The organism is Desulfovirgula thermocuniculi DSM 16036, assembly GCF_000429345.1.
GTDB lineage: Bacteria > Bacillota > Desulfotomaculia > Desulfotomaculales > Desulfovirgulaceae > Desulfovirgula > Desulfovirgula thermocuniculi.
Genome location: NZ_AUBR01000048.1, coordinates 1 through 24,712 on the forward strand (window position 1 = coordinate 1; position 24,712 = coordinate 24,712).

Here is a 24,712-nt window from a genome sequence, read left to right on the forward strand (position 1 = left end):
AACTGCGCCCGCACGCGGTTTAAGACCGGCACGCAGTCGGCCAGGGTCTTGATCTCCTCGCCGCTCAAGCAGCGGATGACCGGGAGGTAGTAGGCGGTGTCGGGATAGCCAATGGGGTGGTCCGGGCCGTAGCGGCGGATGGCCTGGTTCAACAGGATCTCCGCGTAGCTTACGGCTGTAATGGCCCCCTCGTATACCTCTTTGAAAAGCCTCTTGGGCTCCTTGCCCGGCTCTATGGCGCCTTCAAATATCTGGTCAAAATTGATGGCTTCGGCCATACCGTTTCCTCCTTTCCGGCTCGCTAATTAATAGTTCTGGCAAAGGGCGGTTTCGTATTCCTCGGCAACCTTCCGGTGCACGCCCAGCTTCCAGGTCCGGTACTCCAGGGCGTTGAGAATCTTCTTGGCCGCCACCTGGGGATCCATTTCAAAGATGAAGTACCCGCCGTAGACGTCGCTGGCCACCTGGGTAATGATGCTGTAAATGAGGTCGCTACCTTCTACCGGCGGCATGCTGCCTACGTGTACCGGCACGCCCATGGCCACGAACCAGGAGCCAATGGCCACGGCCTTGCCGCTCATGGCTTCGGGAGCAGAGGCCACGAACGGTACCTTGGGCGTGTCCACGCCCATAGCATTGGCCATGTCCATGAGGAGGTCGGAAGCCCTTGTGTTGTCCACGCAGGAGCCCATGTGGAAGATGGGCGGCAGCGGCGTGCTCAGGTTGGCCTTTTCGCTGATGCGGGCCAGGAACTTCTTTAGGCCTTCGCCGGCAAGTTCCATGGCTTCGGGAGCCAGCAGGCCGAGCTTGGCGCAGGCCTGGGCGGCGCAGCCGGTGGCCACGGTAAAGACGTCGTTCTTGATCATTTCCTTGGCAATGGTGATGTGCGTATCATCCTGGAGCCGCTTGAGGTTGTTGCAGCCCGCCAGCAGGACGACGCCCTTCAGCTCGCCGCTTAGGATGGCGTCGACGAGCACCTTGACCGGGTTTGCGGGCTCTACGGTGCGGAACAGGTCGTAGAGCGCTTCCAGGCTCCACCCGGCCACTACCTTGTTTTTCACCTGCGGGATGTGGACCTTGGCAGGGTCCCTGCGCTTGAAGGCCTCAATGGCAATGCGGATGGCCTGTTTGGCGTTCTCCTTGGCCCGCGTCGTCTGGTAGTCCAGGTAGTACGAGCCGGGTATCTTGGCGATGGGCGAAGTGGTGATGATCACCGTATGGAAGCACTCCGCCACGGTGCGGATGGAGGGCATGATGCACTGCACGTCCACGATCATGGCATCAATGGCCCCGGTGGTGATGGCCAGCTCCTGGGAGGCAAAGGAGGTTACCAGGGGGATGCCGTGGCGCATGAGCACCTCGTTGCCCGTGCAGCAGATGCCCATGAGATTGATGCCCGCGGCGCCGGCAGCCTTGGCTTCGTCTTCCATTTCGCGGGCGGCCTGGACGATAATATCGGAAAGGATGGGGTTGTGGCCGTGCAGGACGATGTTGACTTTACTTGGATCAATGACGCCCATGTTGGCCTCGCTGACTACCGGGTGCGGGGTGCCGAAGAGCACGTCCGAAAAGTCGGTGCCGATGTGCATGCCCGTATAGTCGGCCAGGGCCACCCGCAGCGCGTTAAAGATGATGTTCACGGGGTCGTTGTCCATACCAATGTGTGCCTCGGTTACCAGGTTGGAGATGGTGTTATAGACCCCGTGAGGCATGATATCGTGGCTGCGGAACTTTTCCAGGCGCCCGGGGGTAACTGTGGTCCTCACCCAGGTGGACTCGCCAAAACCCTTGAGGCGGCTGTAGTCGGCCAGGGCGGCTTCGGCCACTTCCTTGGCCAGGGTTTTGTCGTCCTTTCCTTCCGTTTCAATGCCGATGCGCTTGGCAATGCGGCGCAGCTTCTCGGGATCCTTAATGGTGTAGTCCGGGGCGTGGCCCTCGGCGCACTCCAGGAGGGTGTGGGCCATGTGGCTGGCGTGCTCGCTGTGGGAAGCCGCACCGGTTAAAAGCTGCACGCCCACCCGGCGGGCAACGATGGTCCACACGGAGGCGCCGCAGATGCCCTTGCTGGCCGGGCCTTCGTCGGCCTTGATCCGGCAGGGCCCCATCATGCATACATGGCAGCAAATGCCGCGGTAGCCGAACTGGCACTGGGGCTGCTGGGCTACCGCACGGTCAAAAGCCGTAATGACCCCTTTTTCCTTGGCCACGTCGATCATTTCCAGGACTGCGGGGTCTACAGAACGCTTGACAGATTTGGGATCAACCACCCTTGGGGCATCCGAAGGCCGGCAGGTGTGGCTTGGATCTCTAAACCTTGGCATGGCTTTAAATCAACCTCCTTTAAAACTTAGTTACTTAATTAACAAGGGTAGCCAGCAAATAACCCTCCCTCCCTAGCTGGGTACACCACCCGCCTCTTTTTCAATTTTTTCCCTTATCTCGTCTAGCACGTTTTCAATATCTTCCTCCGGAACTTCTCCTTTTTCCTGTGAAGCCTCCAGAATATGGTTGCTAAAGGGGATAATACCTAGTAACCTTTCCGCGGGAAAGCTGTTCAAAATGAATTCCCTTTCTTTTGGCGTACGCACTTTATTGCCCACGACCCTTACTTTTTGGATGCCCAAGTCTGCAGCCAGCTCCGTGACCAGGTAAGCCGTATTGATGCTCAGGCGGCTTGGCTCTACCACCACGAGCATCAGGTCTACCCCTCGGGCGGTGCCCCGCGAGAGATGTTCTATGCCGGCGCCCATGTCCATGACCACCAGCTCGTCGCGGTCGAGGAGGAGGGAGGAAATCAGGGCCGCCAGGAAGGTATTTTCCCGGCAGTAGCACTCCGTGCCCCCTCTTTTTATCCCCCCCATGCGCAGAAACCTAATGTTCCGGTGCCTGTATGAGTAGTTGTCGAGCACATCATCCACGCGGGGATTGAGGGTAAAAAAAGTGCCGTCCCCCATTTTTTCCCTTATAATTTCCTTCATTTCCACGACGGGTTTTAGCCCCCTGGCCACCTCCTCGGGGATGCCCAAAGCAGCGGCGAGGGAAGCGTCGGGATCGGCGTCTACGGCATAAACGGTGTGATGCGTGCGGGCAAAGGACTTGATTAGTGCAGCGGCAATGGTGGTTTTACCGACACCGCCCTTACCAGAGATGGCCAGCTTCATTATGGTCACCTCGATAAAAAATTTTTCTACGAAGGTAGGGGCAATTCCTGCTTTTCTTAATTACAAACTGTTTAAATTTTTGTTTGCTGGTGGCCGGAAGGCGGCAGGTTCTCTTCCAGGCGTGCCAGGCGCTCTTTTATGGCCTCAATCTCTGCCAGAACATCTTTTAAAAGGTATTCCTGCAGGTGCTTTTTCTCTTTTTCCCCGCGTGCGGAAAGCTCTTCAAAGCGCCTATACGCCTCCCACCTGGTGGCATGCCCGATGGCTGCCAGGTCGTTTACGGCCCTGCTGGCCCTCTCGCAGGCCAGGGACAGTGCCCCAATGCCTGCAAGCAGGATCTTTTCCATCGTTTTAAGCATATCTGTCTCCCTCCCCGGACGGGCTTTAGGTATTTCCTTAGCGTCGATGGGGAATATTTTTAAGTGGTGGCTCCTGATTCTTCCCCGATCCAGCGTAACAACGCTGGATGTTTTTTGTGCTCCTGGCCGTAGCTTGACGTAAATATTATAATGGAACTATAATTAGTTTTAAAGAGAGCGGGATGTGGCGCAGTTTGGTCAGCGCGCTTGCCTTGGGAGCAAGAGGACGGGGGTTCAAGTCCCCCCATCCCGACCATAGGTGTGGGCCATTAGCTCAACTGGTAGAGCAGGCGACTCTTAATCGTCAGGTTCCAGGTTCGAGTCCTGGATGGCCCACCAGGAAATCCAGCATTGGCAGGGGTTGCAGGGTTGGAAGCTCCTGCCGTTTTGTTTCACCGAGATAAGATTGATGCCATGGTGGGTGGCGGGAAGAGGCGGGAGAAAACCCCGGGGCATAAACGTCCCGGGGAGTTTTCGGGGGAATATGCTGGGCCGGGGCTTCCCTGCTTTCAGGTGCTGGGGCGGCTTGGGCCCTTGATGCGGCTAGCCTTTTTGGCATTCCCGGCTGTTCCCATGTCCCAGAGGCGGTAGCCCTTGTGGATTCTGGATCCGCGGTGACGGATTTTTCCTTGTACCCTCTGCTTTTCCATTTGTAGGTTCCCTCCCGCAGCAGGCCTTTTTAAGCATATTTTCCCTTATATCGCTGTAAGTTATGACCGCCCGGGAGGATTTTTTTCGTTGCCCGCGAAACTGTTACAAAAAAGCTACGGGGAAGGTGATGGCGGTGAGCGCTCCTAAAAAGTACAAGTTTAACTATCAGATAAACCAGGAGCTATGCATGTCCTGTGCCGCTTGCGAGCTAGAATGCCGGGATGGCGGTATATACATTGACGATACGGTGCACTACAATATCAACCTGGACAGTTGCACCCGCTGCGGGCGCTGCTACCGGGCCTGCCCTACCGGCGCCATTGTCAGGGTGCCTAACCCGTAAAAGGCAAGCGCGCTGCTGTTTGGGTCCGGGTTCGCTGGTTCCCGGGCCTTTTTGTTTTTTAAAATTTGCGCATACTTTATTAAAAAGCCGGGAGGAGCGTGAGAAAAGGTGGGGTGGCTTAATTTTCTTTTTGATCACCCCAACCAAAAGCTGCAGAACCAGCAGCTTTCCTTTCGCGTAAAAGAAGCCCAGGAGGCTGCCTACCAGGCAGGAGTGCTGCTTAGCCAGCTGGCAGCCTCTCACCCGGAGCTTTCGCCTTCGCTATCACACCTGCAGATGCTAAACGCGCAGGTCGGGCAGGTGCTGGCCCAGGTTCACAGCTTTTTGGAGGGAAAATGAAGGGAGGGGGCAGGAAACACCCTGCCCCCTCCCTTCTTACCGCACCTTGCCGCGGTAGTCGGGCAGCAGTATAGGAGCGACCTTCTGGCCCAAGCCCTCTTTCTTTAACTCCTCGTGGTAGCGCTTGACGTGGTCCAGGGTAAGGCGCCCCAGTTTTACGGTTTTGGCCTTTTCCGCAGCGTTCTTTCCGGCGCGGCGACCAAAGACAATGATGTCCAGCAGGGAATTGCCCATCAGCCGGTTGCGACCGTGCACGCCTCCCGAAACTTCTCCGGCGGCATACAGGTTGGGTACCTGGGTTTCCGCGCGGTCGTTAATTAAAATGCCTCCGTTCTGGTAGTGCAGGGTCGGGTATACCAGCATGGGCTGCTTGGTGATATCGATGCCAAAGCGCTTAAACTGCCGTACCATGGCCGGCAACTCCCTTTCAATGGTGCCCTTGCCGTGAATGATGTCTATCATAGGCGAGTCCAGCCAGACCCCTTGCATGCCGCTGGGGGTGGTGATGCCTTTCTTGCGCTCCACGCACTCCCGGATGATGGCTGAGGACACCGCGTCCCGGGTTTCCAGGGGGTAGACGAACTGCTCGCCTTCGGCATTTACCAGCTGCGCACCGAGCCCGCGCACCTTTTCAGTAACCAGCTGCCCGACAATTTGCTCCGGGAAAGCCACGCCCGTGGGGTGGAACTGGGTGGCATCGAGGTAAATCAGCTTTGCTCCCGCCCGGTAGGCCATTACAATGCCGTCGGCGGTGGCCCCGTAGTGGTTGGTGGTCGGGAAGCCGGCAATGTGGAGGCGCCCGCAGCCTCCGGTGGCCAGGATAACCGTCTTGGCCCTCACCACGAGGAACTGTTCCGTTTCCAGGTTGTAGAGGACGGCGCCGGCGCACTGGCCGTATTCGTCCATAATGAGCTCCACGGCTGGCGAAAATTCAATGACGGGAATTCCCCTGTTGCGGGCCTCATCGCGCAGGGTGCGCATGATTTCGGCCCCGGTGCAGTCGTGGGCAAAGTGCATGCGCTTGCGGCAGGTACCGCCGCCGTGGACGGTCTGCATGGTGCCGTCGGGGTACTTGCTGAACATGCACCCCAGGCTTTCCAGCCACTGTATGCACAGGGGGGCGTCCTTTACCAGGGCCGCCACCAGCTCGGGGATGTTGTAGAAGCCGCCGCCGCCCATAACGTCGAGGTAGTGGAGGGCCGGGGAGTCGTTTTCCTTATCGGCAGCCTGTATGCCGCCCTCGGCCATCATGGTGTTGGCGTCCCCGTGGCGGAGCTTGGTAACCATTAAGACGCTGGCCCCGGCTTCCTGGGCTACCAGGGCGGCGGCGGTGCCGGCACCTCCCCCGCCAATGATGAGCACGTCCACATCGTAGTCAATGTTTTCCAGGGAGAAGGTGTCGGGGTCGAGCATGCTGCGGCTTTCCAGCAGATCCACGTGCTCGTGGGGGAGCCGGTCGCCTTTGTTGGGGCCTACCTTTACGGGCCGGGAGGCGTTGGGGTTATAGTCGGGGTGGAAAGAGCGCAAGAGGTTTTCTTTTTCTTCCGGCGTGAGCCGCGGGAAAGTTTCCTTTAAGCGCCTTTCCCTGGTCTGTTCCACTATTTTAATGGCCTCTAACATTTCGGGGGTGTACATTATAATTCACCTTCCTTGTTATGGTTCAATATCCCGGGCATTGTAAAGCTTTTGAAGCTCTTCCTTGCTCATCTTCATGAGTTTTTCAATCTCTTCGTCAAACTTGCCGGCCTTGATTTCCTCCACCCGCTTGGCCAGGTGCTGGGCCCGCGGGGCAATGTGGCGGCCATAGAGGCGTCGGCAGAGCAGGGCCACGTTGTACTGGACGATTTCTGCCGGGCAGCGGGAGGCGCAGAGACCGCACATGATGCACTCGAAGGACATGTGGGCCACCTTTTCAATATCTCCCCGTTGCGCGGCGGCCATGTAGTCCATGACCGAAAGTTCCTGCGGGCAAATCCTGGTACAGGAATTGCAACCCAGGCAGCGGGTCATTTCCGGGTAGAGGGTTAGGAGCGTGCCCAGCGTGGGCGTTAGCTCTTCCAGGTTATAAGTGGCTTTGTTGGCCGGGTAAAAGGGGATCTGCGTCAGGTGCATGCCGTCTTCAACCATTGTTTGACATGCCAGCCCGACCTTCAGGCGGAAATCTCCCGGTTTCCTGTAAACGGTGCCGCAGGCGCCGCAAAAGCCTCCCCGGCAGCCGCAGCCGCGGATAAAGCGGTACCCGGCGTATTCCATGGCCTTCATGATGGTGAGGCCGTAGGGAACCTTATACTGTTTGCCCATGATGTATATGCTGACCATTTTTTCCTCGGCCATGTTTCATTCCTCCTTGGTTTACTCCTGTTAGCCCCGTCTTCCCAGCAGGAGGGGGCGCGCGTCAACATAGTGCTCCTGCAGCCCCAGGCTTTCCTCGGGCAGGCTCAGGGCTATGCCGAGAAGCTGGGTAAAGTAAACTACGGGGATCCTGGGCAGCTCAGGATAGCTTTCCCTTAGGGCATCTAAGTTAAATTGGCAGAGGGGGCAACTGGTGACCATAACTTCTGCTCCCTTGCTGGCGGCAGAGCCCAGTATTTCCTGCGCTTTTTGCTTTACGAGGCCGCTGTCGTGCAGGATCTGGTAGGAGCCACAGCAGGCGGTTTTATGGGGATAATCCACCACCTCCGCACCCAGCGCGCTGAAGATTTCTTCCATTATGGAGGGATTCTCCGGGTCGTCAAATTGCATTTCCGCGGCGGGTCGAACAAGCATGCAGCCGTAGTAGCAGGCCACCTTCAGTCCCTTTAAGCTGTTGGCGGCCTTTTCCTTTATGACCTCTAGGCCGACTTCCTGCCTGCAAATTTCCAGCGGGTGGAGCACCTGGACTTCTCCGGTATAATTTTCCTCCAGGTAGGTATTTAGCTTTTGCCTGACTTCCTCATTGTGCTTGATGGCATGGTTGACCCTCTTTAAGACGTGGTAGCAAAAGGAGCAGACAGTGGCCAGTTTCCCTCCGCCTTCCCGGGAGGAGTTGGCGAGAATGCGGGCCGCCGCAACCATGCCCATGTAATTGTCCAGGGCCAGGGGGAAAACGGTGCCGCAGCACGTCCACTGGGGTAGCTCGTTCAGCTCAACCCCTAGGGCGGCTAAAGAGGCGCGGGTAGAGCTGTCCAGTCCCTTTGCCCTGCTGTGAAGCGTGCAGCCGGGAAAATACGGAATTTTCATCTCCATCCCCCCTCTTTTACGCGCTTAGCTTGCGGAAGCCGCTGGTCAGGGCCATCTGGGGAACTTTCAGGAGGAGCTCGGGGGGAATCTTCTCCGCCACCAGTACCTCCCTGCCCCGGCGCAAGTTTATGACCCGCAGTGCTTCCATGAGCCTGGCAATGTCAATCCCCCGGGGGCAGCGTGCGGTACAGATGAGGCAGGTGCTGCAAACCCAGATGGATTTTAAATCCAGCACGGCGAGGTTTCCCATCTGCAGCATGCGCATAACCGTTCGCGGTGGAAAGTCCATGGCTTCCCTGCCCGTGCAGCTGGCCGTGCAGGTGCCGCACTGCATGCAGAGAAAGGGGTTTTGACCGCTTATCTGATAGATGTAAGAAGCAATATCCTGCTGTACCATGCCTCTCTGACTCCTTTGAATCTAGAGTTTTTTGAGCCCGGCCACGGCAAAAAGCGTAGCAATTTTCTTGCTAGCATACAGTATCCCTGTACCAGGAAAAACAGCGCATTCCCCTTCTCTAAAAGAATTCAATGTTTTTCTGTCTTCCTCCTGCGTGAAACCCGGCGGCGCGATTTCTAAATTTTATAATCTGACAACAGTTATTAGAAAAATCGGCAGGGGGCCTGGCCTCGGCGGGAGGTCAGGCCCCCTGCGGTGATTTTACGTAAAGTAATTGGCCGTTACATCAGAAAGAGCACGGCAAAAACGGTGGAGGCTATAAGGCCCGCAATTACGGGGATGGCGTTTTTTCTCACCAGGTCCATGACGGGCACACCGACGATGCCTGCCACGGCCACCAGCGAGCTCCAGGCGACAAGGGTGCCGCCGCCAGACCATATGGCTCCCATCTGCCCGATGGCGCCGAGGACGGCGGCAACGTCCGGGTTGCCTGCAGCCATGGCTCCCGATAGCGTACCCACCAGGGGCAGGCCGGAAAAGCCGGAGCCGTCCAGACCGGTAATGGCGCCGACGATGAGCAGGCCAAAAGCGGCCACGAAACCTGTGGGCGGGATGACATCGGCAATCATCTTGCCCACGTCAAAGAGGAAGCCGGGGGCACCCTTGCCCAGGATGTCCGCCACCAGCTCGGGGTTGCCCAGGAAGAAGAAGCCGGCGATGGGGATAATGGGCCCCATGACTTTAAAAGCAAACACTAGGCCGTCGGCAATGTGGTCGGCAATCTTATCCAGACTGTTGACCCCGTGGGTGACGATGGTGGCTATGGCCATTACCATGATGGCCGCACCGCCGATTAGGGCCGAAGCGTCGCCGCCTTTAATATTGAGGGCAAACATGGAGATGATGGCCCCGGTCATGGCCAGCACCAGAATGCCGGCCAGGAACTTGCCCTTGCCCAGGTCCGCCTGTTTGGCCGTGGCTTCCCGGGCCGCTACGGAAACGTCTGCGGTGGAGGCTACTTCCGACTTTTTCTGCTGGAAGTCCTTGATTTCTTTCCTGTTCAAGAAGTAACCGAGGGCAATGGCCACGGTGCCGGTGATAAGGGTGAGCAGGCCGCCCCTCCAGGTGACCAGCTCGGTGGCTATGCCGGCAGATTTGGCTGTCAGGCCGGGAGCACCCTGGATGACCACGTCTCCGGCCAGGGCCATTCCCTGGCCGGCCAGGGCAAGGGCCATGGCGGCCAGCATTGGCGGGAGTCCCGCGCGGATGGCGGCAGGGATGAGCAGCGCACCCACCAGCGGCACGGCGGGAGTGGGCCAGAAGAAGAGGGAGATGACGAGGGTGGCGGCACAAACCACGAGGTAACTGATTAAGGGGGAAACCATCAGGTTGTTCAGCGGTTTAACCAGCAGTTCGTCACCGCCCGTTTCGGAGAGGGACTTTAACATGGCCACCATTAAACTGATGATGAGAAAGATACCGAAGAGCTCTTTTGCCGCTACCAGGTTGGCATTAAACAGCACCTGCACGGCCTTGACAAGGCTTCCCTTGTAGGCCCACCCGATGAGGAAGGTAAACAGGATGCAGGGGATGACCACGTTGCGGCGCATGATCATGGTGAGGACGACGACCAGCACACCGAGGACATACAACCAGTGTGACAGTGTCATGCCGTAAGCGCACCTCCTGATGGTGTATTAAAGAGGGCATTCCGTTTTAGTAATTTTCGGAATAATTACCTTACAATTATGCCTTTTGCTACCCAAAACCTCCTTTCCCATCAAGTTGCAGTGCACCTGCATCCGGATTTGGCGACTTTCACCCCCCTTAAAGGTGGAGATGTCGTGAGGTAGACGCCGGCTATAATGAGCAATCCACCTACCACCTGGCTTTTTTCCAGCGCCTCATGTAGCAGGAGCCGGGAGAGGATGGCGGTGAAAAAGGGCGTGAGGTAGAGAAATGCGGCTGCCCTGCCCGGTCCCAGGCTGGCCATTCCGTAATTCCACCAAAGGAAAGCGAGCACGGAGCAAAAGATGCCCAGGTAGGCGGCGCCCAGTATAACCTGGGCGTTTAGCTTTATGCCGGCGTGGGCTGCTTCCCAGAGGGAGACAGGAACAAGCATGCATGTGCCGAGCAGGGAGCTGACGGCAGTGGCCGTCAGGTTGGGAAGGTAGTGCATTACCTTTCGCGCCGCGAGAGAATAAAAGCTCCAGAGGAGTATTGCCGCCACCATCAGCGCATCGCCCAGATTTGGTTGCAGCGCGAGGAGTTTGTGGAGATCCCCCCTGAAGAGAATCCACACCACCCCACAGGTTCCCAGCAGCATTCCCGCCACCTGCCGCCTTGCTGGCCTTTCCAGGCCTAAAAGGAAGGAGAAGAAGGAAATGATTAACGGTGCCGCGGTGTTTATCAGGGTGGCATTGGTGGCGGTGGTATACCGCACTGCCAGGTAGACCAGGGAGTTGAAACCCAGCACCCCCGTGGCCCCCATGGCCAGCAAGGTTGGCCAGTGGGACCGCCATTTCTTTAGGTGTTGGCCCTCCCGGGACCAGGCCAGCGGGAAGAGTACGCCCGTGGCCACCACCCAGCGCAGGGCATTTAGGGTGAGAGGCGTAACCTGGGAGCCGAGCATCTTACCCACCACAGCATTTGCTCCCCAAAAGAAAGTGGTTAAGACAAGTAACAGGTAGGGTGAAGGCCGATTGCGGCTCACGGGAACACCTCACCGTTGGGGCTTGTCCGGCCTGTTTTTATTGGCAGCCTCTTGCCTTCTGGCCATCACCTGTCCCAAGAGAATGGGCAGGGCAGCCAGCACAAGGGGAAAGAGCTTTACCGCGGGCTCCGGGACTCCCTGGAGCAAGCTGTGTACATGCCTGTCTTCCATAATCATTTCTGCCGCCGTCCAGCCAAGTATGCCTGCTCCAATGTTTACCAGAGAGGGCACTTTCTGCATTAGGAGGAGGATAAACCTGCTCCCTGCAATTACAATGGGTATACTTAAGGCCAGCCCGAAAATCAACAGCCAAATGTTGCTGCGGGCGGCGGCAGCCACGGCCAGCACGTTGTCAAGGCTCATGACCGCATCGGCCAGGATAATGGTTCTGATTGCTTCCCCAAATGATTCGGCTGCTTTACAATCCCTGGTTTCCTGGGGTTCATCTTTTAAAAGCTTCACGGCAATCAAGATGAGCACCAGGCCGCCAGCTACCTGGAGGAGAGGAATCTTTAGCAGGTAGGCCACGCAGACGGTCAGCGCTACGCGCAAGGCGATGGCGCCGAGAGTTCCCCAGAAAACGGCGCTTTTCTGCTGGGCCAGGGGCAGGTGCCGGCAGGCCATGGCTATTACCAGGGCGTTATCCCCGCTCAGCACGAGGTTTACCACTACAATACTTGCCACGGTGGCCACTAGGGCGAGCAAGTTTCTATACCCCCGTATGCTCTGCCCGGACAAAGTCCAAGACGACCTGCCCCAGGGTTTCCGCCCCCTGGTAGACCACATCAAAGACCGGAACCTTTGCCAGGGCGGCTACTTTTTCCAGCAGTTCCTCACGGTTAACGTACGCCGGTTGGTATTCGTTGGTATCCGCGCGGTATTGAGGGTAAAACGGGTTGACGGTGACGGCCAGCAAGGGCAGGGGCCGGAGGTAGCCAACGCTTCCCCCGCGCGCCGCTACGGTTTCAATAAAATTGTGGGCCAGCTCCGCGTCACCGCAGAGCATTAGTTTTACGGGGTCGGCAAAAATGTAATTGACGCCGGAGGGAAACGCCTCGAGCATGGCGGACAGGCACGGGCTCAAGATAAGTCCGGGACATAAGAAGAACTTTACCTTCCCGGCGCAGGCAAAAAATTGCTGTAATTGCTCCAGTTCCGTTAAAGACGGGCCGGTGCGGGCCACAACCCTTCCTTCATCGTCCCATGCCACCGTCTCTGCGGTAAAAGAGGCTCCCGCAGGCAGGTGAGCCTTGGGAGGGAAATTGCATATTACGCTTAAGTAGTGGGCATGCCTAGCAACCCTTTCCACCTCGCGGCAGTAGGCAGCTCCGGTGGCCAGTATCACACCGTCCGCCTCTGCCAGGGGAGCCATGCGGTTTAAGGCCCCATCGATGATGGTCAGGCCGGCACCTTCCCGGTAGAGGCGCTCTATTACCGCCCGCAGGTGCCTTTTTTGGTTGGGGCCGGCCAGTACCACCAGTCCCTCGCGGCTTACCCGGCAGAGCAACACCCTTCCCAGGGGAGTTTCTACGTTTAGCTCATGCAGCACGGTGAGCCGGGCGCTGCTCGCCGGCAAACATCGCTCAGCTGTGGCTACCAGCAAGCCTCTGGGAGCAAAGAAGCGCGGCTTGGGCAGGCCGGTGACGTTATCCACCCTTTCCCCGTCGTAGCCGATGCTGGTGAGGCCTAGGGATATGCCCGTGTCGACAAGGAAGTTGACCAGCGCGATGGCCGTGGTGGTTTTGCCGGTATTCTTGGCTGTACCTATGATTCCCAGGGAAACCTTTTTCATGCTTCAAAGACCGTGCCCCTTCCGTTCCTACCGGGGTAAGCGCCGTCTTCCCTGCTCCCCAGGAGGCCTTCGTAGAGGGCAGCCACAAAGTCGCCCCTTTCCACCACCCGGGCCAGCACTTTTTCTATGCCGGCGACGATCTCCTCGCTCCACCGCTCCATTTTGGGGGTTACGGGGAGCTTCAGCCGGCCAAAGAAGCGGAAACCCTCCCTGACCGCTCGCAGCGTATCAATTTTTGCCGGGGCGCTAATGGGGCCTCCGGAATATGCCTCGTCGGAGGAGGCGATGGTTATGGCGTCAACATCCAGCATGGCTGCCGCGCAGGCGTGGAAGGCGGTGGTGGCCGAGGACTGCACCCTGTCCTCGGTGTGGGTTAAGAAGCCAATGGGGGCGCCGGGCCAAACGGGAGCATCGATGATTTGACGCAGGGCCAGGATCTTGGCCGCGTTATACTCCACGTAGTTATCCTCCATCTGGCCGCCGACCATGACTTCGGGAGAGTAACAAAATAGTGGCTGCAGGATGGGGCGCCCGCCGAGCCTGAGGGCCAGGTCCACCGTGATGAGCATGCCGGCAAAAGCTTTGTAGGCCGGTACGCCGCACAGCTCCTCGTTGGTCACCACGTCAAAGGGGAGGTTGTACCTGGCGGCAAAGCGTATGGCCCAGTAGCCGTCGATTGTCATTCGTGCCGGGTCCGTGCCGCCTCCCAGGGAGCCGTAGCATATATTAATCTTGGTGAGGTCGGCTCCCAGCTTGCCGGCCAGCACCACCGTTTCCGGCGTGTTCAGCCCGCGGTGGGCCCGTACCTGCCACAGGGTGCCGGGTTCAAGGGACATTTTAATGCGGTTGAGGTTGGCCGGCGTGATAAGCGTACCGTCCTCTTCATGGGTGAGGAAGCCGTCAAAAAGCCCTTCTACCCTTGCCCCCCAAGAGGGATCGAAGTGGATGACGCCGTCTGCTCCCCAGGCCTCGCTGACTTTTATATGGCCGATATCCATAAAAGGGCAGCCCGTGCCGTACTGGTTGAAGACCAGCGGCTTCTCCCTCGTGTGCTGCAGGCGGGGTACGATCATGCGCTCCCTGGTGCGGCGCACGTAATCCTCTAAAGCCGCCACCTCTTCCCTGGTGAACCTCCTGGTTTTGGGTGGGAAAATGCCCTTTAAGTAAAAGGTGCGCACGGGTTCGCCGCAAAGCCCGGCGTACTCGTTAAAGAACTCCGTTACGGGCTCATAGTTGCGCCAGCGCTCCACATCCCACATCTCTTCCCTTAAAATGGCCCTTTGCACGCCGGGAGAAGTTTTGTTTTCCGCCCAGGCCAGGATCATGTCTGAAATGAGGGAAAGTTTCTCCTTTATGCCCTGGTGGCGGTACTCGTAGGAATAACCGGCGGTGAGGTCCCTCTTTATCTTTTCCTGTCGGCCGGCTTCCCTCTGGTACGGCCTTCCTTCCACAAAGGCCACTGCTTCCTCCACCGTCGTGCCCGGCCCGAAGCCGGCGTCAAACCCTAGCTCGGCTGCCAGCTCCGGCCTGATGGCCATGCCGCCCACGGCCAGGCGTACCCTCTCCCTGGCCCCCACGGCGTCCAGGAGGTCCACGAGGCGGGCCAAAATTTCGGCCACCCCGTAGCCAACGGTCCTGCTCACGAGAACGGTATCGGGCGACTCTTTAAGGACCTGGTGGACCACTTCTTCAACGGTCAGATCCGGTGGCAGGAGCACTGTCTGGTGACCTGCTTCCTGCAGGGCACGGCGGATCATTTTCAGGCCCACATCGTGGACGGGATCCAGGGGAACGAGCAGGACTTTCTGTGGCTTCACGCTTCCACTTCCCCCGCGTGAGGCGGCTTAAGCCACCCGTATACGCTTCCGGAGCGGTGCACGTAAGCCCGGGCGCGCACCCTTACCCCGGGTCCCTGAAACTGGATAAACACGATGTCCACATCCTGGAAACCCAGCTCTCTGGCCAGCTGGATCATGAGCCGGCGCCCTTCTTCTTCGCTCGCGCAGACGAGGCAGGTTTCCAGATCCAGGGCATCCATAACCCTTTCCAGAGGCTTGGCCATGGCAAGCGCCCCTCGCCTGTGGAGGTACCTTAAAAGGCCCTAGAGCCGGGAACTAGGCGCCGGCCGAAGATGTTAGACATTCCTGCCTCTTCTACGCGGTCCCTGATGGCGGCCACGTCGGTGGTGTAAAGCCCCTTCTCCTGCATGCGCCGGAAATAAATCGAGCCGGAAAAGGTATACTTCTGCGCCAGCCCTTCCCTGTTGTTTCTGACTTGTTCGTTGACGTAGGAGATGTAATCACCTGTGGCCAAACTGGGGGGTATTTCTAAAAGCTCCAGGCCCAGCGCCAGGCGCACGGCGTTGTGGCCGGCCAGGGCGCCGGTGATGATGGCTTCCGTATGGCCGACCATGGGGCCGGCTTTTTCACCAGCGCAGAAAAGGTTCTCTACCCCATCAACTTTCATGGCGTTGTCGCGGGGAGAGATGGCCAGGTAACGAATGGAGTTGCCCACACCGCCGGCGTAAGGGTCCTCGTAGCGGGCGTTTTCAAAGCCGGGAATCTGCCTCAGCAGGCTTAGAGGGTAGGTAGGAGCCATGAGCTTGGCGTGCCCGGTATCAAGAAGGATGATATTCTCCGCAAATTCGGCAAGGGCATATTGCTGGCAGGCTTTTTTGGCTAAAATGTCGCTCCCCTTGCGCAGGTGCGGCGGCACCGGAATAACCACCACGCCCTTTTCGTTCAGTTGGGCGACAATCTCAGGGGCGAGGGAGTCCTTGTGCAGCTTGCAGGACCCGCTCATGGCGCCAACCGCCCCGTCCGCCCTCCGGCCCGCGTACTCTTTTACGCCGGCCCTGGCGGCAATGCTGACGCGGCCGCCAAAGGTGGCGCAGCGCAGGATACACATGGCGCAACCGTTGCCGTACTTGGTGCAGTTGCCCATGGGCCCTGCGCTTCCGGTGGTATCGACGAAGGCGTCCCCCGCTATTTTTTCTCCGGAATCCAGCACCACGGCGCGGATGGTCTTGCCTTCCATTTCCACGTCTTTGACGCGGCTCTGGGTGTGCACCTGTATGCCTTTTTTAAGGAGGAGGTTTCTGATAGCCGGTTCGATTTTGCATACGTCGTAGAGCGTGGCGTGCCTGTGCCCGGGGAAGTCCACGTTGCGGTGGCGGGCGCACAGGTCCACCACGTGAAAAATGTCCCCCAGGCCCATGGCAATAGCCTCTTCGGTGGCCGTAAAGCGACCGTTGTTACGCATGATGCCCCCCACCAGGCCGGTGCCCAGCAGCATGTCCGTGCGTTCCAGCAAAATTACCTCTGCTCCGGCCTGGGCGGCGGCTACCGCCGCTCCCGTTCCGGCCCAGCCTCCTCCTACTACCACTACCCTTACGGTCATGGCTTAATCCCCCTCATCTAATCAGGTGGTTAAATAATCCCCGCATATTTGCAGATAATCTCTATCAGCCGCACCAGGCCCCGCACGGCAAGCCTCATCTCTTGCTCTTTGAGCATACCCTCCTCATCGGTGGTACCCAGCCCTGGAGAAATGAAAATGTTGGCGTCGTAGGCAATGGTGGGAATAATGCCCATTTGCGCCAGCCCGCTCTGGATCAGGTTGCTCCCTGCGTACATGTCTTCAATGGTAAAGATGGGGATGCCCATTTTGCCGTCTTTCCAGGTACCCTCGTAGTTTACCTCGACGGCTCCCGAGTTATATGACTTGGTGATGATGATTCCCTCCCGCAGCCTGGCCGGCAGGGCCGCAAACTCCTCCACGACGATTCTCTCCAGCTCGTCAACCGGACGTGTCACCACTTCCGGGCTATCCCTGAGTACCTTTAGGGCCTGGATCTGGGTGAGAAGGGCTTCTTTCCCGGGGTCGAAGGTGACGTAGGCGGCCTTGCCGTAAGACGCGGTGGTCCCGTAGCGGTCTCCGTGCATACCCAGAGCGCGCCGTATGGGAACCATGTACTCTTCCCGGCCAATGATGAGGCCGCTGGTGGCCGCCCCCGTGGCCTTGTCCATGCTGTACACGATAACATCGGCCCCGGTTTTCCGCGGGTCGTGCCCGATGAAGGGCAGGCCCCAGGCATTGTCCACTACATAGGGGACGTCGTACTGGTGGGCAATTTCGGCCAGGAGCTTTTGCAACACCGGTGTGCCTTCCGCATCTTTTACTCCGTAGCCGTAACCAGGCGTGTCGTAGCCGAGGGAAGTGATTCCGGAAAGCATGGTGGCGTGTACGGCTGCCACGTTCTTGATTTTTTCCGCGGAGGCCTGCGGGTCAACTCCTGTAAGCAGGGGTACCGGGTGGTACTTGATGCCGTGGACGTCGTAGCGGGCGCCGACCAAGGGCACAATGACCGCATCCAGGTTGTGCTGCCTTTTGCCGTAGAAGCCCAGCTCGCCGGCCGTGCAGCCCCTGTCGGCAAAGATATCTTTGAATCTTGCCGGGTAGGGGCGCCCGTAGCTGCCCTGGTGGTGGAGGTGCTTTTCATAGGGGGCAATGTAGCGGGTGCGGTAGTTATCCCCGCGCCCCAGCATGGGAGGTGTAAATAAAGTGTCAAAAGTTACCCAGAGTGCGGCCTCGCACGTGTTAATGGGTGCGGCGTCGTATTCGTCGCCGTAGACGTCCTTAACGATTTCCCGTATTTCGTCCACCAGCCTCGCCAGGGGGATGACCTCCCGACCCCCTTTTTCAGCCGCTTCCATGATGTCCTTCCTCAGGGGAGACGGGCACCCGGAAATGGCGCCGGTTAAGCCAAACTTACCCCTTATTTCCCTGGGGATGCCTATTTCATCCGCGGCCTTGCGGGCTTCGGCGTAAATGCTTGCCGCGTTTGCCTGTAAGTGCTTATACATTTGGAACTTGTACTTGTGCTCGCTCACCTTTTGCCTACCCCCTTAGCTTAACCACAATCTCAATTTCCACAGCCGCATCCAAAGGGAGCTCGCTGACCCCGACCGCTGCCCGTGCGTGGCGCCCGGCTTCGCCGAATATTTCTAGCAGGAGGTCTGAGGCGCCATTAATCACAAAGGGCTGGCGGTTAAAGCCGGGTGCACTGTTTACGTAGCCGGTTACCTTAACCACCTGCTCTATGCAGTCCAGGCTGCCGGCCACTTCCCGTATGGCGCCCAGACAGTTTAGGGCACAGAGGCGGGCCGCCCGGTAGCCTTCCTCTTCGCTGAGTTCGGAGCCCACCTTCCCCCGGTAGAGGAGTTGCCCTTCGTTGAGCGGTATTTGCCCCGAGGAGAAGACAAAGCTGCCGGCCTTCACGGCAGGTACGTAGGAGGCTACCGGCTTGGGCGCTGCCGGGAGCTTTATGCCCAGTTCTGCCAAACGCTTTTCGTACATACCGTTACCCTCCTGTGCCTTTGGCAAGATCTCTATTTCGGCCCCGACGGTCAGGCCCATCTCCACGCCGTCAAGCCTGTGGGGCGAGAAAATAACCATGTTCAGGTGGTTGGGCAGGTGGGTTTCATCAAAGCCGGCAATCTTTCCCAGCTTCCTGCCCCCGCACCTCACCTCGTCTCCCACCACCGTCACGCCGCCGCAGGTAAATTCCACAAATCCCAGGTAAGCAATTTTTTGCACCACCCTGCCCGGCGCCGCGCCTTCCTCGGCGGTCAAGATTAGCTCGTGGATCTCCCCTTGGCGTATGGCCCTGGAAATGGGGTCAATAAGGTTTAAACCCCTGTTTTCCAGCTTCCCCCTGAGGACGGCCACCAGCTTCCCGGTTACCTTCTTGCGGGCGGCAAAGGGGTGAAAGGCGAAGGTTCCTTCCCGGTAGGGGTCCCCCATTTAACTGCCTCCTCATCATTGATGAGGTCTTTCTTAAATCATAATCCCCGGGGCCTCAGGTTGTCAAGGAAAATCTATAAAAGAAAAAAAACCGGTGGGTTTACCGGGTTTCCCTCAGGGGCCGCTCTCAAGGTGGTTCTTTTTCTTCCAGTATTCGATCACGTCCGAGATGAGGCTTTCTATGTGGGCAATCATAGCCCTTTCCGCTTCGTCCGGGTCCCTGTTGATGATGGCCTTTAAGATATTGGCGTGCTCTACGGCCAGCGTGCCTTTAACCTCCTTGCGGATGTACTCCAGTATCATGGCCATTTGCTTGCTCTGCCTGATGAGTTCCAGGGCTGCGGCCAGTACCTTGTTCTTGGCGGCCTGGGCAATTAAGCGGTGAAATTTCAGGTCATGCTCCGCCGACATTTCATTGCGGGCAGCCAGCTGTTCCTGCTCGAGGAGGATGGCCTTGAGGAGCTCTATCTCTCCCTCGGTGGCATTTATGGCCGCCAGGCGGGCCAGTTCCCTTTCGATAGCCCGCCTGGCTTCCAGCATCTCAATGAGGTCCTCCTGCCTTTGCGAGTTGAGGATGTTTATAAAGCGGGCGCCGTAGAGTTCCTGCCGCCTGAGCTTTTCTGCTTCCTCCACTGCTTTTTTTCCGGTTGCGGAGATGACCCGCCCTTTAAAGCCGTGCTTTACGGTCAGCCCCTTTTGGTCAAGGGCACTGAGCGCCCTCCCGGCGGTGGCTTCGCTAACCCGGAACCCCCTTTCGGCCAGGAGGCTGCGCAGCTGGCCCGAGCCCAGAGGCTTGTCCTCGTGGTAAAGGATTTTGAGGATTTCCAGTTCGATCTTCCTCAGTTCGGGCATGGTAGAGTAAAATTCACTCCCCGGGTAAGGTTCCGCAAGGCGGCTCACGAAAATTATATTTCCTTTCGGGCGCGAATTCTAGAGGCGTGTGGAGGTTTTTATTTTCACCCGACAATTAGCTGTGATAAAATATTGGCCAAAAACATACCGGGGGAGATTGACAGTTGCTGATTGTGCAGAAGTACGGCGGGAGTTCAGTGGCTACACCGGAGCGCATACGCAGGGTGGCCCGGCGGGTGGTGGACGTGTACCGCCAGGGCCATCAGGTGGTGGTGGTTGTTTCTGCCATGGGGGACACCACCGACGAGCTAATCAGCCTGGCTCAGAAAATAACGGCCAACCCGCCCGAGCGGGAGATGGACATGCTCCTCTCCACCGGAGAGCAGGTTTCCATTGCCCTCCTGGCCATGGCCATCAGTGATCTGGGCGAGCGCGTTATTTCCCTCACCGGGGCGCAGGTAGGCATTCTCACGGACAGCGTGCACACCAAGGCGCGCATCCTGGAGATTAAGACCGAGCGCATACTGTCCGAGCTGAGCGCGGGCAAGATCGTGGTGGTGGCGGGGTTTCAGGGGGTAAATGCGGCCAACGACATCACCACCTTGGGCCGGGGCGGCTCCGATACCACCGCCGTAGCCCTAGCGGCGGCGTTAAAAGCCGACCTCTGTGAAATTTACACTGATGTGGACGGCGTTTTTACGGCTGACCCGCGCCTTGTGCCCGAAGCCCGCAAGCTGCCGGTGGTTTCCTACGACGAGATGCTGGAGCTCGCCCACCTGGGAGCGGTGGTGCTCCACTACCGGGCCGTTGAGTGCGCCAAGCTGTACGGCATTCCCCTGCACGTGCGCAGTAGCTTTAACCACAACCTAGGCACCATCATCAAGGAGGTTGGCGAGATGGAGAAACCAATGGTGGTTACGGGTGTGGCCCACGACCGCAATGTGGCCAGGATCGGCGTCTTTGGCGTTCCCGACCGGCCGGGAATTGCCTGGAGGCTATTCCAGGCCCTGGCAGATGAGAACATAAATGTAGACATGATCATCCAAAGCGCCACGCGCAACGGCGTCAGCGATATTTCCTTTACCGTTTCCAAGCCCGACTTGAGGAAGGCGCTGGCCGTAGTGGAAAAGATCAAGGAAAAAATAGGGGCTACAGGCTACAACTATGATGAGGAAGTGGCTAAAGTCTCCATCGTAGGAGCGGGGATGGCTACAAATCCCGGCGTGGCGGCCAGGATGTTTGAAGCGCTGGCCAGGGAAAACATCAACATAGAGATGATTTCTACCTCCGAGATCCGGGTGTCGTGCATTATCAAGGCCGGCGAAACGGAAAGGGCTGTGCGGGCCCTGCACCGCCAGTTTGGCCTGGACAAGGAGCCGGCTTGAGCCGCCCCCAGGGCGTGCACCTCAAAGAGCTTCCGGGAGTCTTGCTGCCGGGAGCTTTTTATTTGGCAAACGGGCACACGGCCAGGCAGAGCCCGCAGGTGCGCACGCCGTGGATGGCGGCAAGTTTGTTCCTGTATTCTTCGCATTTTTCAACTTCAATCCTCATGGAACGCGGTTCCCGCGGGTCGAAAGCGCGCCCCTTTATGGCCCCTGCCGGACAAGCTTCCGCGCAGCGGTTGCATTTTCCGCAGTCCTTTTGCAGCGAACTTCCCGCGTTTAAGGGGGCATCGGTCAGCACCGTGCACCAGCGCACCCGGGGACCGTCCTGCGGAGTGAGCAGGAGGCTGCTTTTCCCTATCCACCCGAGTCCGGCCAGGTTGGCGGCCAGCTTGTGGGAAAAGAAGCCGCACAGGTTCTTGCCGGGCACCCGCTGTGAGGCCGGTACCGGTAAGGCACGGTAACCGGCCCGTTCGATTACCCCGGCAATCTTAAGAGCAATTTTTTCCAGCAGGGGGGAACATACGTGGTAAATGTAACGGTCGTAAGCCGCCAGGATGCCCGGATCTGCATCCGGCTCCGCCAGGGCCAGCACCAGCGTTTTGGGCACGGCGATCCCCACGGCTACCGCCATGGGGAAGCTCGCGGCTATGTGCCCGTTTTCCTCCCGGATAAAGGCAACGGCGGGGCTGAGGTCTGCCACGCCAAAGTACGCGGCACCCCCCGCATCGGCCGCTTCCTTTATCCTTGCTTGCAGATCACCGGCTGGCACTTGGAGTTCACCTCTCTTTAACAGGATATACCATACCGCCGCATTTTCCTGTGCGAAGGAATTACATGGCCTGCCCCCGTTCCCCACCTTGTTCAACACCGCCCCTCGCTGGAGGCCGCGCTTTGCCGCTCGAGAGGGGCTTGGCTTATAATACCACAAGTGAAACTTTAGGGGAAAGGGTGAAAATTTAATGGCTTTTGTTGCCAGGTGCCTGGCCCTGCTGGTTTTATGCTTGTCGCTCTGGAGCGGGGTGCTTGTTTCCCCCGCTGCCGCTTCCAGCTTTACCATGGACGACTACGTGCAGGCCGTGCTCAACCGCAAGCCCCTGCCGTCTGTGGTATCGCCGCCGCAAGGCGCGCAGCAGCAGCCGGCAGCAACCCAGGAAACACCCGCTAATTCTTCGTCACCGGCTACTTCCTCTTCGGTTCCGGCAGCAAACCCCGGCGGTTCCCCGGCAGCCCAACCCATCCGCACGCCGCAGGACTACTACAACGCCGTTTTAAACAAAAAGGCCGCGCCTGTATACTACGACCAGCAGCCCTCTCCTGCCCCTCCCTCTTCCGGGAACCAGCCTGCCCCTGTACAGCAGCAGCCTGCGGCTCCACCGGCGTCTCCCGGTGGGCTTACTGCCGAGGAGGCCCGCCTGTACGGGTTAATCAACAGCGCCCGCAGCAGCGAAGGGATTCCGCCGGTGGAGATAGATACCCGCCTGGTAGAGATTGCCAGGCTCAAGGCGCGCGATATGATCGCCAATAATTACTTCGGCCATGTCTCGCCGACTTACGGCTCCCCCCGGGAGATGCTCAGAAAATTCGGCGTAAGCTTTCGCAGTGCCGGCGAGAACATCTGTAAGGCGGCAGACGTTTACAGGGCGCACTTGCTCCTCATGAACAGCCCCGAGGGGCACCGGGAAAACATCCTCAACCCCGATTTTACTAAGGTTGGTGTGGCCGTCGTTCCCCAGGGGAGCTACGTGTTGGTTGTGGAACTTTTCATTGCGCCGTAATGCCTCCCCCCTTTTGCCTGCATGAGCCTGCGGTGGCAAATTTGGGTGTGCTGCATATAATATCCAGCAGGGGTACCACTTCCACCGCAGGCCAAAGGAGGGGTTATCTTTGGACCCGGCAGGCAGAAGATCTGGTGCCGCACAGGGCGCAGGGGCGCAGGCAGGCCTCTTTGGCCTGGCAGCCAGAACGGTTTTTGAATATTACCGGCAGTTTGGGGTGGACGAAAAAACCCTCAAGCAAATGTACGGGTGCCAGTGCCTGGAGATCTACGACCCCAAACCCGGTCCTTCTTTTACAAAGGCGGCACGCGTTGTGCGCCGCTGAGGGAAGGCCGCTCGCGAAGCGGCAGGTAGCCGCTAGCATAACGCAGCGGAGCAAAGGGAGGCTCGCCTCCCTTTGCTCCGCTAATATCGTGGTATTTTTAGGTGTGCCCGTAGTGTATTTATTAAGGAGGATAACCATGTTCCGGCAGGTCCTAGCAACGGCCAGAAAAGAGTTTTGGGATTCTTTTACCGTTCCCCTGTCCCACTATCCGGTTGCCACTAGGGTTCTCGACACGACCTTACTTGGTGAATTGCTTGCGGATGGTACCGTGCTGGTTTTCGGGAGGTACGAGCTTGCCTTCTGTTACAAAGATGATCATCCTCTGGCCGCGGGATACCATACGGTGGTGGTGCCCCGCACTTTCGGGGAAAAAATTCAACCTGCCGGTTCCTGGGCAACAGGCCCCCTGGCGGGGGAAGTGGAGCTGCAACTTTCCTTTAGCCGCCCCCTGCGCGTGCATACGCGACCGGGCAGGCCGGCGCGCTTTAGCCTGGTGGATTGGTGGAAAAATATCTTGTCGTACCCGGCCTGGGTGGAGGTGCAGGTGGAGGGCGAAATAACCGCCGAAATTGCTCTGGTGGCCAAGTCCCTGCCGGAATTGCCCCGTATGGCAGGAGGCGGGCTGCCGGAAGCGGAAAAAAAGGAGGGTGCCGAAGCGGGCTCGGGAGTAAGCCTGCAGCCGGAGCCGCCCCGGACCGGGAAAAGCTCCGGCAATTTGGCGGAGCAGGAAGTTCCGGCCAGAGACCCGGCTGCAGAAAGCGGGCCTTTGACCCTCGACGTAGACCTGCTGGTTGATCTGGTTTTAAGGGTGCTGCGCCAGCGTGAGCGCTCGGAGACTGGGGCTCAGGGAGAAAGCCGGCAGGAGCCGCGCGGAGAGGCCCAGGTGGTCGGCCCGGCTCCCGCGGCCATCTCTACGGCAGACACCCCCCTCCCATCGTTGCCCCTGGAGCAGATTCCCAGCCGGCCCGGCCTGTACAGGGCCTTCCAGCCGTACGTGCCGCCTCCCAAGCCTCCAGGCAAGGGCGGGTGAAAGGTGAGGGCAAAGACGCCCGGCAGGATGCCCGGCAATAAGGACGTGCCCGGTGAAGTGCTGCGCCACAATCCGCAGGAGGTTTGCAGCAGCTACGAATAAACGCACTATAATTGACTGAAACGTACAGTTCTATTACCATAGAAGTATGGAACTCTTCTCCATCGGAGAAGCGGCAAAGCGGTTAGGCGTACACCCGAACCGCCTCAAGGCGTGGGGGAAGCGACGAGCAATTTTGCCGAGGCACAGCTTTTAAATCCCAGAGGTCCAGCGGGACAAAATTGCTCGTCGAGGGATTGATTAAGCCCGTGCGGCTTCCCAGCGGCCACCGGAGGTACCCGGTGGAGGAGATCAACCGCATTCTGGGTACAGGGGGGATAAAGGCAGAGCCGGACGCGGTCGTCCTCTACGCCCGGGTATCCACAAAGAAGCAGGCCGATGCGGGAAACTTGGAACGGCAGCTGGAGAGGCTGCGGGCTTATGCTAGGGAGAGAGGCTACCGGGTGGTGGCCGAGCATTCCGACGTGGCCTCCGGTCTCAACCAGAACCGCCGGGGTCTGGAGCGG

At 58.6% G+C, this 24,712-nt stretch carries 25 protein-coding genes, 2 tRNA genes and 1 pseudogene; 9 read left to right on the forward strand and 19 right to left on the reverse strand.

Features of this window, described 5'->3' with window-relative positions:
- The 4 genes and pseudogenes from G454_RS18805 to G454_RS0110980 form a co-directional block, all read right to left on the reverse strand.
- Positions 1 to 278, reverse strand: a pseudogene (locus G454_RS18805) (acetyl-CoA decarbonylase/synthase complex subunit alpha/beta); the annotation flags it as partial.
- Between the two features lie 27 nt (positions 279 to 305).
- Positions 306 to 2,321 (reverse strand): anaerobic carbon-monoxide dehydrogenase catalytic subunit, encoded by a 2,016-nt coding sequence (cooS, locus tag G454_RS0110970; protein ID WP_027718666.1) that lies wholly within the window; start codon positions 2,319 to 2,321, stop codon positions 306 to 308.
- 72 nt (positions 2,322 to 2,393) lie between these two features.
- Positions 2,394 to 3,161 carry an ATP-binding protein gene (locus tag G454_RS0110975; RefSeq protein ID WP_027718667.1) on the reverse strand — a complete coding sequence of 256 codons (768 nt, stop codon included), beginning with the start codon at positions 3,159 to 3,161 and terminating at the stop codon, positions 2,394 to 2,396.
- Positions 3,162 to 3,232: 71 nt separating this feature from the next.
- On the reverse strand, positions 3,233 to 3,520 hold the full coding sequence (locus G454_RS0110980; protein ID WP_027718668.1) for a hypothetical protein: 288 nt from the start codon (positions 3,518 to 3,520) through the stop codon (positions 3,233 to 3,235).
- A gap of 178 nt (positions 3,521 to 3,698) precedes the next feature.
- Between G454_RS0110980 and G454_RS0110985 the strand changes: the two genes are divergently transcribed.
- From G454_RS0110985 to G454_RS0111005, 4 genes are all read left to right on the forward strand, one after another.
- Positions 3,699 to 3,776: transfer RNA gene (locus tag G454_RS0110985), tRNA-Pro, on the forward strand.
- 7 nt (positions 3,777 to 3,783) lie between these two features.
- Positions 3,784 to 3,859, forward strand: a tRNA-Lys gene (locus G454_RS0110990).
- Between the two features lie 445 nt (positions 3,860 to 4,304).
- The gene (locus G454_RS18810) at positions 4,305 to 4,514 is read left to right on the forward strand and encodes a 4Fe-4S binding protein (protein ID WP_027718669.1); all 210 of its coding nucleotides are present in this window, start codon (positions 4,305 to 4,307) and stop codon (positions 4,512 to 4,514) included.
- 108 nt (positions 4,515 to 4,622) lie between these two features.
- Positions 4,623 to 4,853 (forward strand): hypothetical protein, encoded by a 231-nt coding sequence (locus G454_RS0111005; RefSeq protein WP_027718670.1) that lies wholly within the window; start codon positions 4,623 to 4,625, stop codon positions 4,851 to 4,853.
- 36 nt (positions 4,854 to 4,889) lie between these two features.
- On the opposite strand, the gene G454_RS0111010 is transcribed toward G454_RS0111005, so the two are convergent.
- From G454_RS0111010 to G454_RS0111075, 14 genes are all read right to left on the reverse strand, one after another.
- Positions 4,890 to 6,488, reverse strand: a complete 1,599-nt coding sequence (locus G454_RS0111010; RefSeq protein ID WP_027718671.1) for an FAD-binding protein — start codon at positions 6,486 to 6,488, stop codon at positions 4,890 to 4,892.
- A gap of 18 nt (positions 6,489 to 6,506) precedes the next feature.
- Positions 6,507 to 7,187, reverse strand: coding sequence for a 4Fe-4S dicluster domain-containing protein (locus G454_RS0111015; RefSeq protein WP_027718672.1), 681 nt, complete (start codon positions 7,185 to 7,187; stop codon positions 6,507 to 6,509).
- A 27-nt stretch (positions 7,188 to 7,214) separates the two neighbouring features.
- Complete coding sequence (locus tag G454_RS0111020) at positions 7,215 to 8,072, reverse strand: CoB--CoM heterodisulfide reductase iron-sulfur subunit B family protein (protein ID WP_027718673.1); 858 nt, start codon at positions 8,070 to 8,072, stop codon at positions 7,215 to 7,217.
- 16 nt (positions 8,073 to 8,088) lie between these two features.
- Complete coding sequence (locus G454_RS0111025) at positions 8,089 to 8,469, reverse strand: 4Fe-4S dicluster domain-containing protein (RefSeq protein ID WP_027718674.1); 381 nt, start codon at positions 8,467 to 8,469, stop codon at positions 8,089 to 8,091.
- Between the two features lie 281 nt (positions 8,470 to 8,750).
- Entirely contained in the window at positions 8,751 to 10,121 is a 1,371-nt protein-coding gene (locus tag G454_RS0111030; RefSeq protein WP_211230064.1) for a hypothetical protein, read from the reverse strand.
- A gap of 128 nt (positions 10,122 to 10,249) precedes the next feature.
- Positions 10,250 to 11,182, reverse strand: a complete 933-nt coding sequence (locus G454_RS18815; protein ID WP_084413447.1) for a DMT family transporter — start codon at positions 11,180 to 11,182, stop codon at positions 10,250 to 10,252.
- Positions 11,183 to 11,191: 9 nt separating this feature from the next.
- On the reverse strand, positions 11,192 to 11,875 hold the full coding sequence (locus G454_RS0111040) for a TerC family protein (protein WP_211230065.1): 684 nt from the start codon (positions 11,873 to 11,875) through the stop codon (positions 11,192 to 11,194).
- A 16-nt stretch (positions 11,876 to 11,891) separates the two neighbouring features.
- Positions 11,892 to 12,974, reverse strand: coding sequence for a lysine 5,6-aminomutase reactivase subunit KamB (gene kamB, locus G454_RS0111045; RefSeq protein ID WP_027718677.1), 1,083 nt, complete (start codon positions 12,972 to 12,974; stop codon positions 11,892 to 11,894).
- Complete coding sequence (locus tag G454_RS0111050; RefSeq protein WP_027718678.1) at positions 12,971 to 14,791, reverse strand: cobalamin B12-binding domain-containing protein; 1,821 nt, start codon at positions 14,789 to 14,791, stop codon at positions 12,971 to 12,973. Before G454_RS0111050 ends, kamB begins: the two co-directional genes overlap by 4 nt.
- A complete protein-coding gene (locus G454_RS0111055; protein WP_027718679.1) occupies positions 14,788 to 15,036 on the reverse strand; it encodes a hypothetical protein in 249 nt (82 codons plus the stop codon). The genes G454_RS0111050 and G454_RS0111055 overlap by 4 nt, the downstream gene beginning before the upstream one ends.
- A 29-nt stretch (positions 15,037 to 15,065) precedes the next feature.
- The gene (locus G454_RS0111060) at positions 15,066 to 16,373 is read right to left on the reverse strand and encodes an FAD-dependent oxidoreductase (protein ID WP_027718680.1); all 1,308 of its coding nucleotides are present in this window, start codon (positions 16,371 to 16,373) and stop codon (positions 15,066 to 15,068) included.
- Positions 16,374 to 16,402: 29 nt separating this feature from the next.
- Complete coding sequence (locus tag G454_RS0111065) at positions 16,403 to 17,866, reverse strand: aminotransferase class V-fold PLP-dependent enzyme (RefSeq protein WP_027718681.1); 1,464 nt, start codon at positions 17,864 to 17,866, stop codon at positions 16,403 to 16,405.
- Positions 17,867 to 17,873: 7 nt separating this feature from the next.
- Positions 17,874 to 18,779, reverse strand: coding sequence for a RidA family protein (locus G454_RS22385; protein WP_245574382.1), 906 nt, complete (start codon positions 18,777 to 18,779; stop codon positions 17,874 to 17,876).
- A gap of 114 nt (positions 18,780 to 18,893) precedes the next feature.
- Positions 18,894 to 19,631, reverse strand: a complete 738-nt coding sequence (locus G454_RS0111075; RefSeq protein ID WP_027718683.1) for a FadR/GntR family transcriptional regulator — start codon at positions 19,629 to 19,631, stop codon at positions 18,894 to 18,896.
- A gap of 173 nt (positions 19,632 to 19,804) precedes the next feature.
- Here G454_RS0111075 and G454_RS0111080 point away from each other — a divergent pair, with 173 nt between their 5' ends.
- The gene (locus G454_RS0111080; RefSeq protein ID WP_425387447.1) at positions 19,805 to 21,016 is read left to right on the forward strand and encodes an aspartate kinase; all 1,212 of its coding nucleotides are present in this window, start codon (positions 19,805 to 19,807) and stop codon (positions 21,014 to 21,016) included.
- Positions 21,017 to 21,074: 58 nt separating this feature from the next.
- On the opposite strand, the gene G454_RS0111085 is transcribed toward G454_RS0111080, so the two are convergent.
- Positions 21,075 to 21,785, reverse strand: a complete 711-nt coding sequence (locus tag G454_RS0111085) for a 4Fe-4S double cluster binding domain-containing protein (RefSeq protein WP_027718685.1) — start codon at positions 21,783 to 21,785, stop codon at positions 21,075 to 21,077.
- Between the two features lie 190 nt (positions 21,786 to 21,975).
- On the opposite strand from G454_RS0111085, the gene G454_RS20955 reads away from it, so the two are divergent.
- From G454_RS20955 to G454_RS18825, 4 genes are all read left to right on the forward strand, one after another.
- Positions 21,976 to 22,791, forward strand: coding sequence for a CAP domain-containing protein (locus tag G454_RS20955; protein ID WP_211230066.1), 816 nt, complete (start codon positions 21,976 to 21,978; stop codon positions 22,789 to 22,791).
- Positions 22,792 to 22,900: 109 nt separating this feature from the next.
- Entirely contained in the window at positions 22,901 to 23,116 is a 216-nt protein-coding gene (locus tag G454_RS0111095) for a hypothetical protein (protein ID WP_027718686.1), read from the forward strand.
- A gap of 136 nt (positions 23,117 to 23,252) precedes the next feature.
- A complete protein-coding gene (locus G454_RS0111100) occupies positions 23,253 to 24,146 on the forward strand; it encodes a hypothetical protein (protein ID WP_027718687.1) in 894 nt (297 codons plus the stop codon).
- 281 nt (positions 24,147 to 24,427) lie between these two features.
- The coding region (locus G454_RS18825) for a recombinase family protein (protein WP_211230067.1) at positions 24,428 to 24,712 on the forward strand (285 nt) is incomplete at its 3' end.

Bases quoted from the DNA above. Each gene is read 5' to 3' on its own strand.
- G454_RS0111020 (WP_027718673.1), bottom strand. From the start codon at position 8,072: ATGAAAATTCCGTATTTTCCCGGCTGCACGCTTCACAGCAGGGCAAAG.
- G454_RS20955 (WP_211230066.1), top strand. From the start codon at position 21,976: ATGGCTTTTGTTGCCAGGTGCCTGGCCCTGCTGGTTTTATGCTTGTCG.
- cooS (WP_027718666.1), bottom strand. From the start codon at position 2,321: ATGCCAAGGTTTAGAGATCCAAGCCACACCTGCCGGCCTTCGGATGCC.
- G454_RS0111015 (WP_027718672.1), bottom strand. From the start codon at position 7,187: ATGGCCGAGGAAAAAATGGTCAGCATATACATCATGGGCAAACAGTAT.
- G454_RS0111100 (WP_027718687.1), top strand. From the start codon at position 23,253: ATGTTCCGGCAGGTCCTAGCAACGGCCAGAAAAGAGTTTTGGGATTCT.
- G454_RS0111010 (WP_027718671.1), bottom strand. From the start codon at position 6,488: ATGTACACCCCCGAAATGTTAGAGGCCATTAAAATAGTGGAACAGACC.
- kamB (WP_027718677.1), bottom strand. From the start codon at position 12,974: ATGAAAAAGGTTTCCCTGGGAATCATAGGTACAGCCAAGAATACCGGC.
- G454_RS0111055 (WP_027718679.1), bottom strand. From the start codon at position 15,036: ATGGCCAAGCCTCTGGAAAGGGTTATGGATGCCCTGGATCTGGAAACC.
- G454_RS0111025 (WP_027718674.1), bottom strand. From the start codon at position 8,469: ATGGTACAGCAGGATATTGCTTCTTACATCTATCAGATAAGCGGTCAA.
- G454_RS0110975 (WP_027718667.1), bottom strand. From the start codon at position 3,161: ATGAAGCTGGCCATCTCTGGTAAGGGCGGTGTCGGTAAAACCACCATT.
- G454_RS0111060 (WP_027718680.1), bottom strand. From the start codon at position 16,373: ATGACCGTAAGGGTAGTGGTAGTAGGAGGAGGCTGGGCCGGAACGGGA.
- G454_RS0110980 (WP_027718668.1), bottom strand. From the start codon at position 3,520: ATGCTTAAAACGATGGAAAAGATCCTGCTTGCAGGCATTGGGGCACTG.
- G454_RS22385 (WP_245574382.1), bottom strand. From the start codon at position 18,779: ATGGGGGACCCCTACCGGGAAGGAACCTTCGCCTTTCACCCCTTTGCC.
- G454_RS0111075 (WP_027718683.1), bottom strand. From the start codon at position 19,631: ATGCCCGAACTGAGGAAGATCGAACTGGAAATCCTCAAAATCCTTTAC.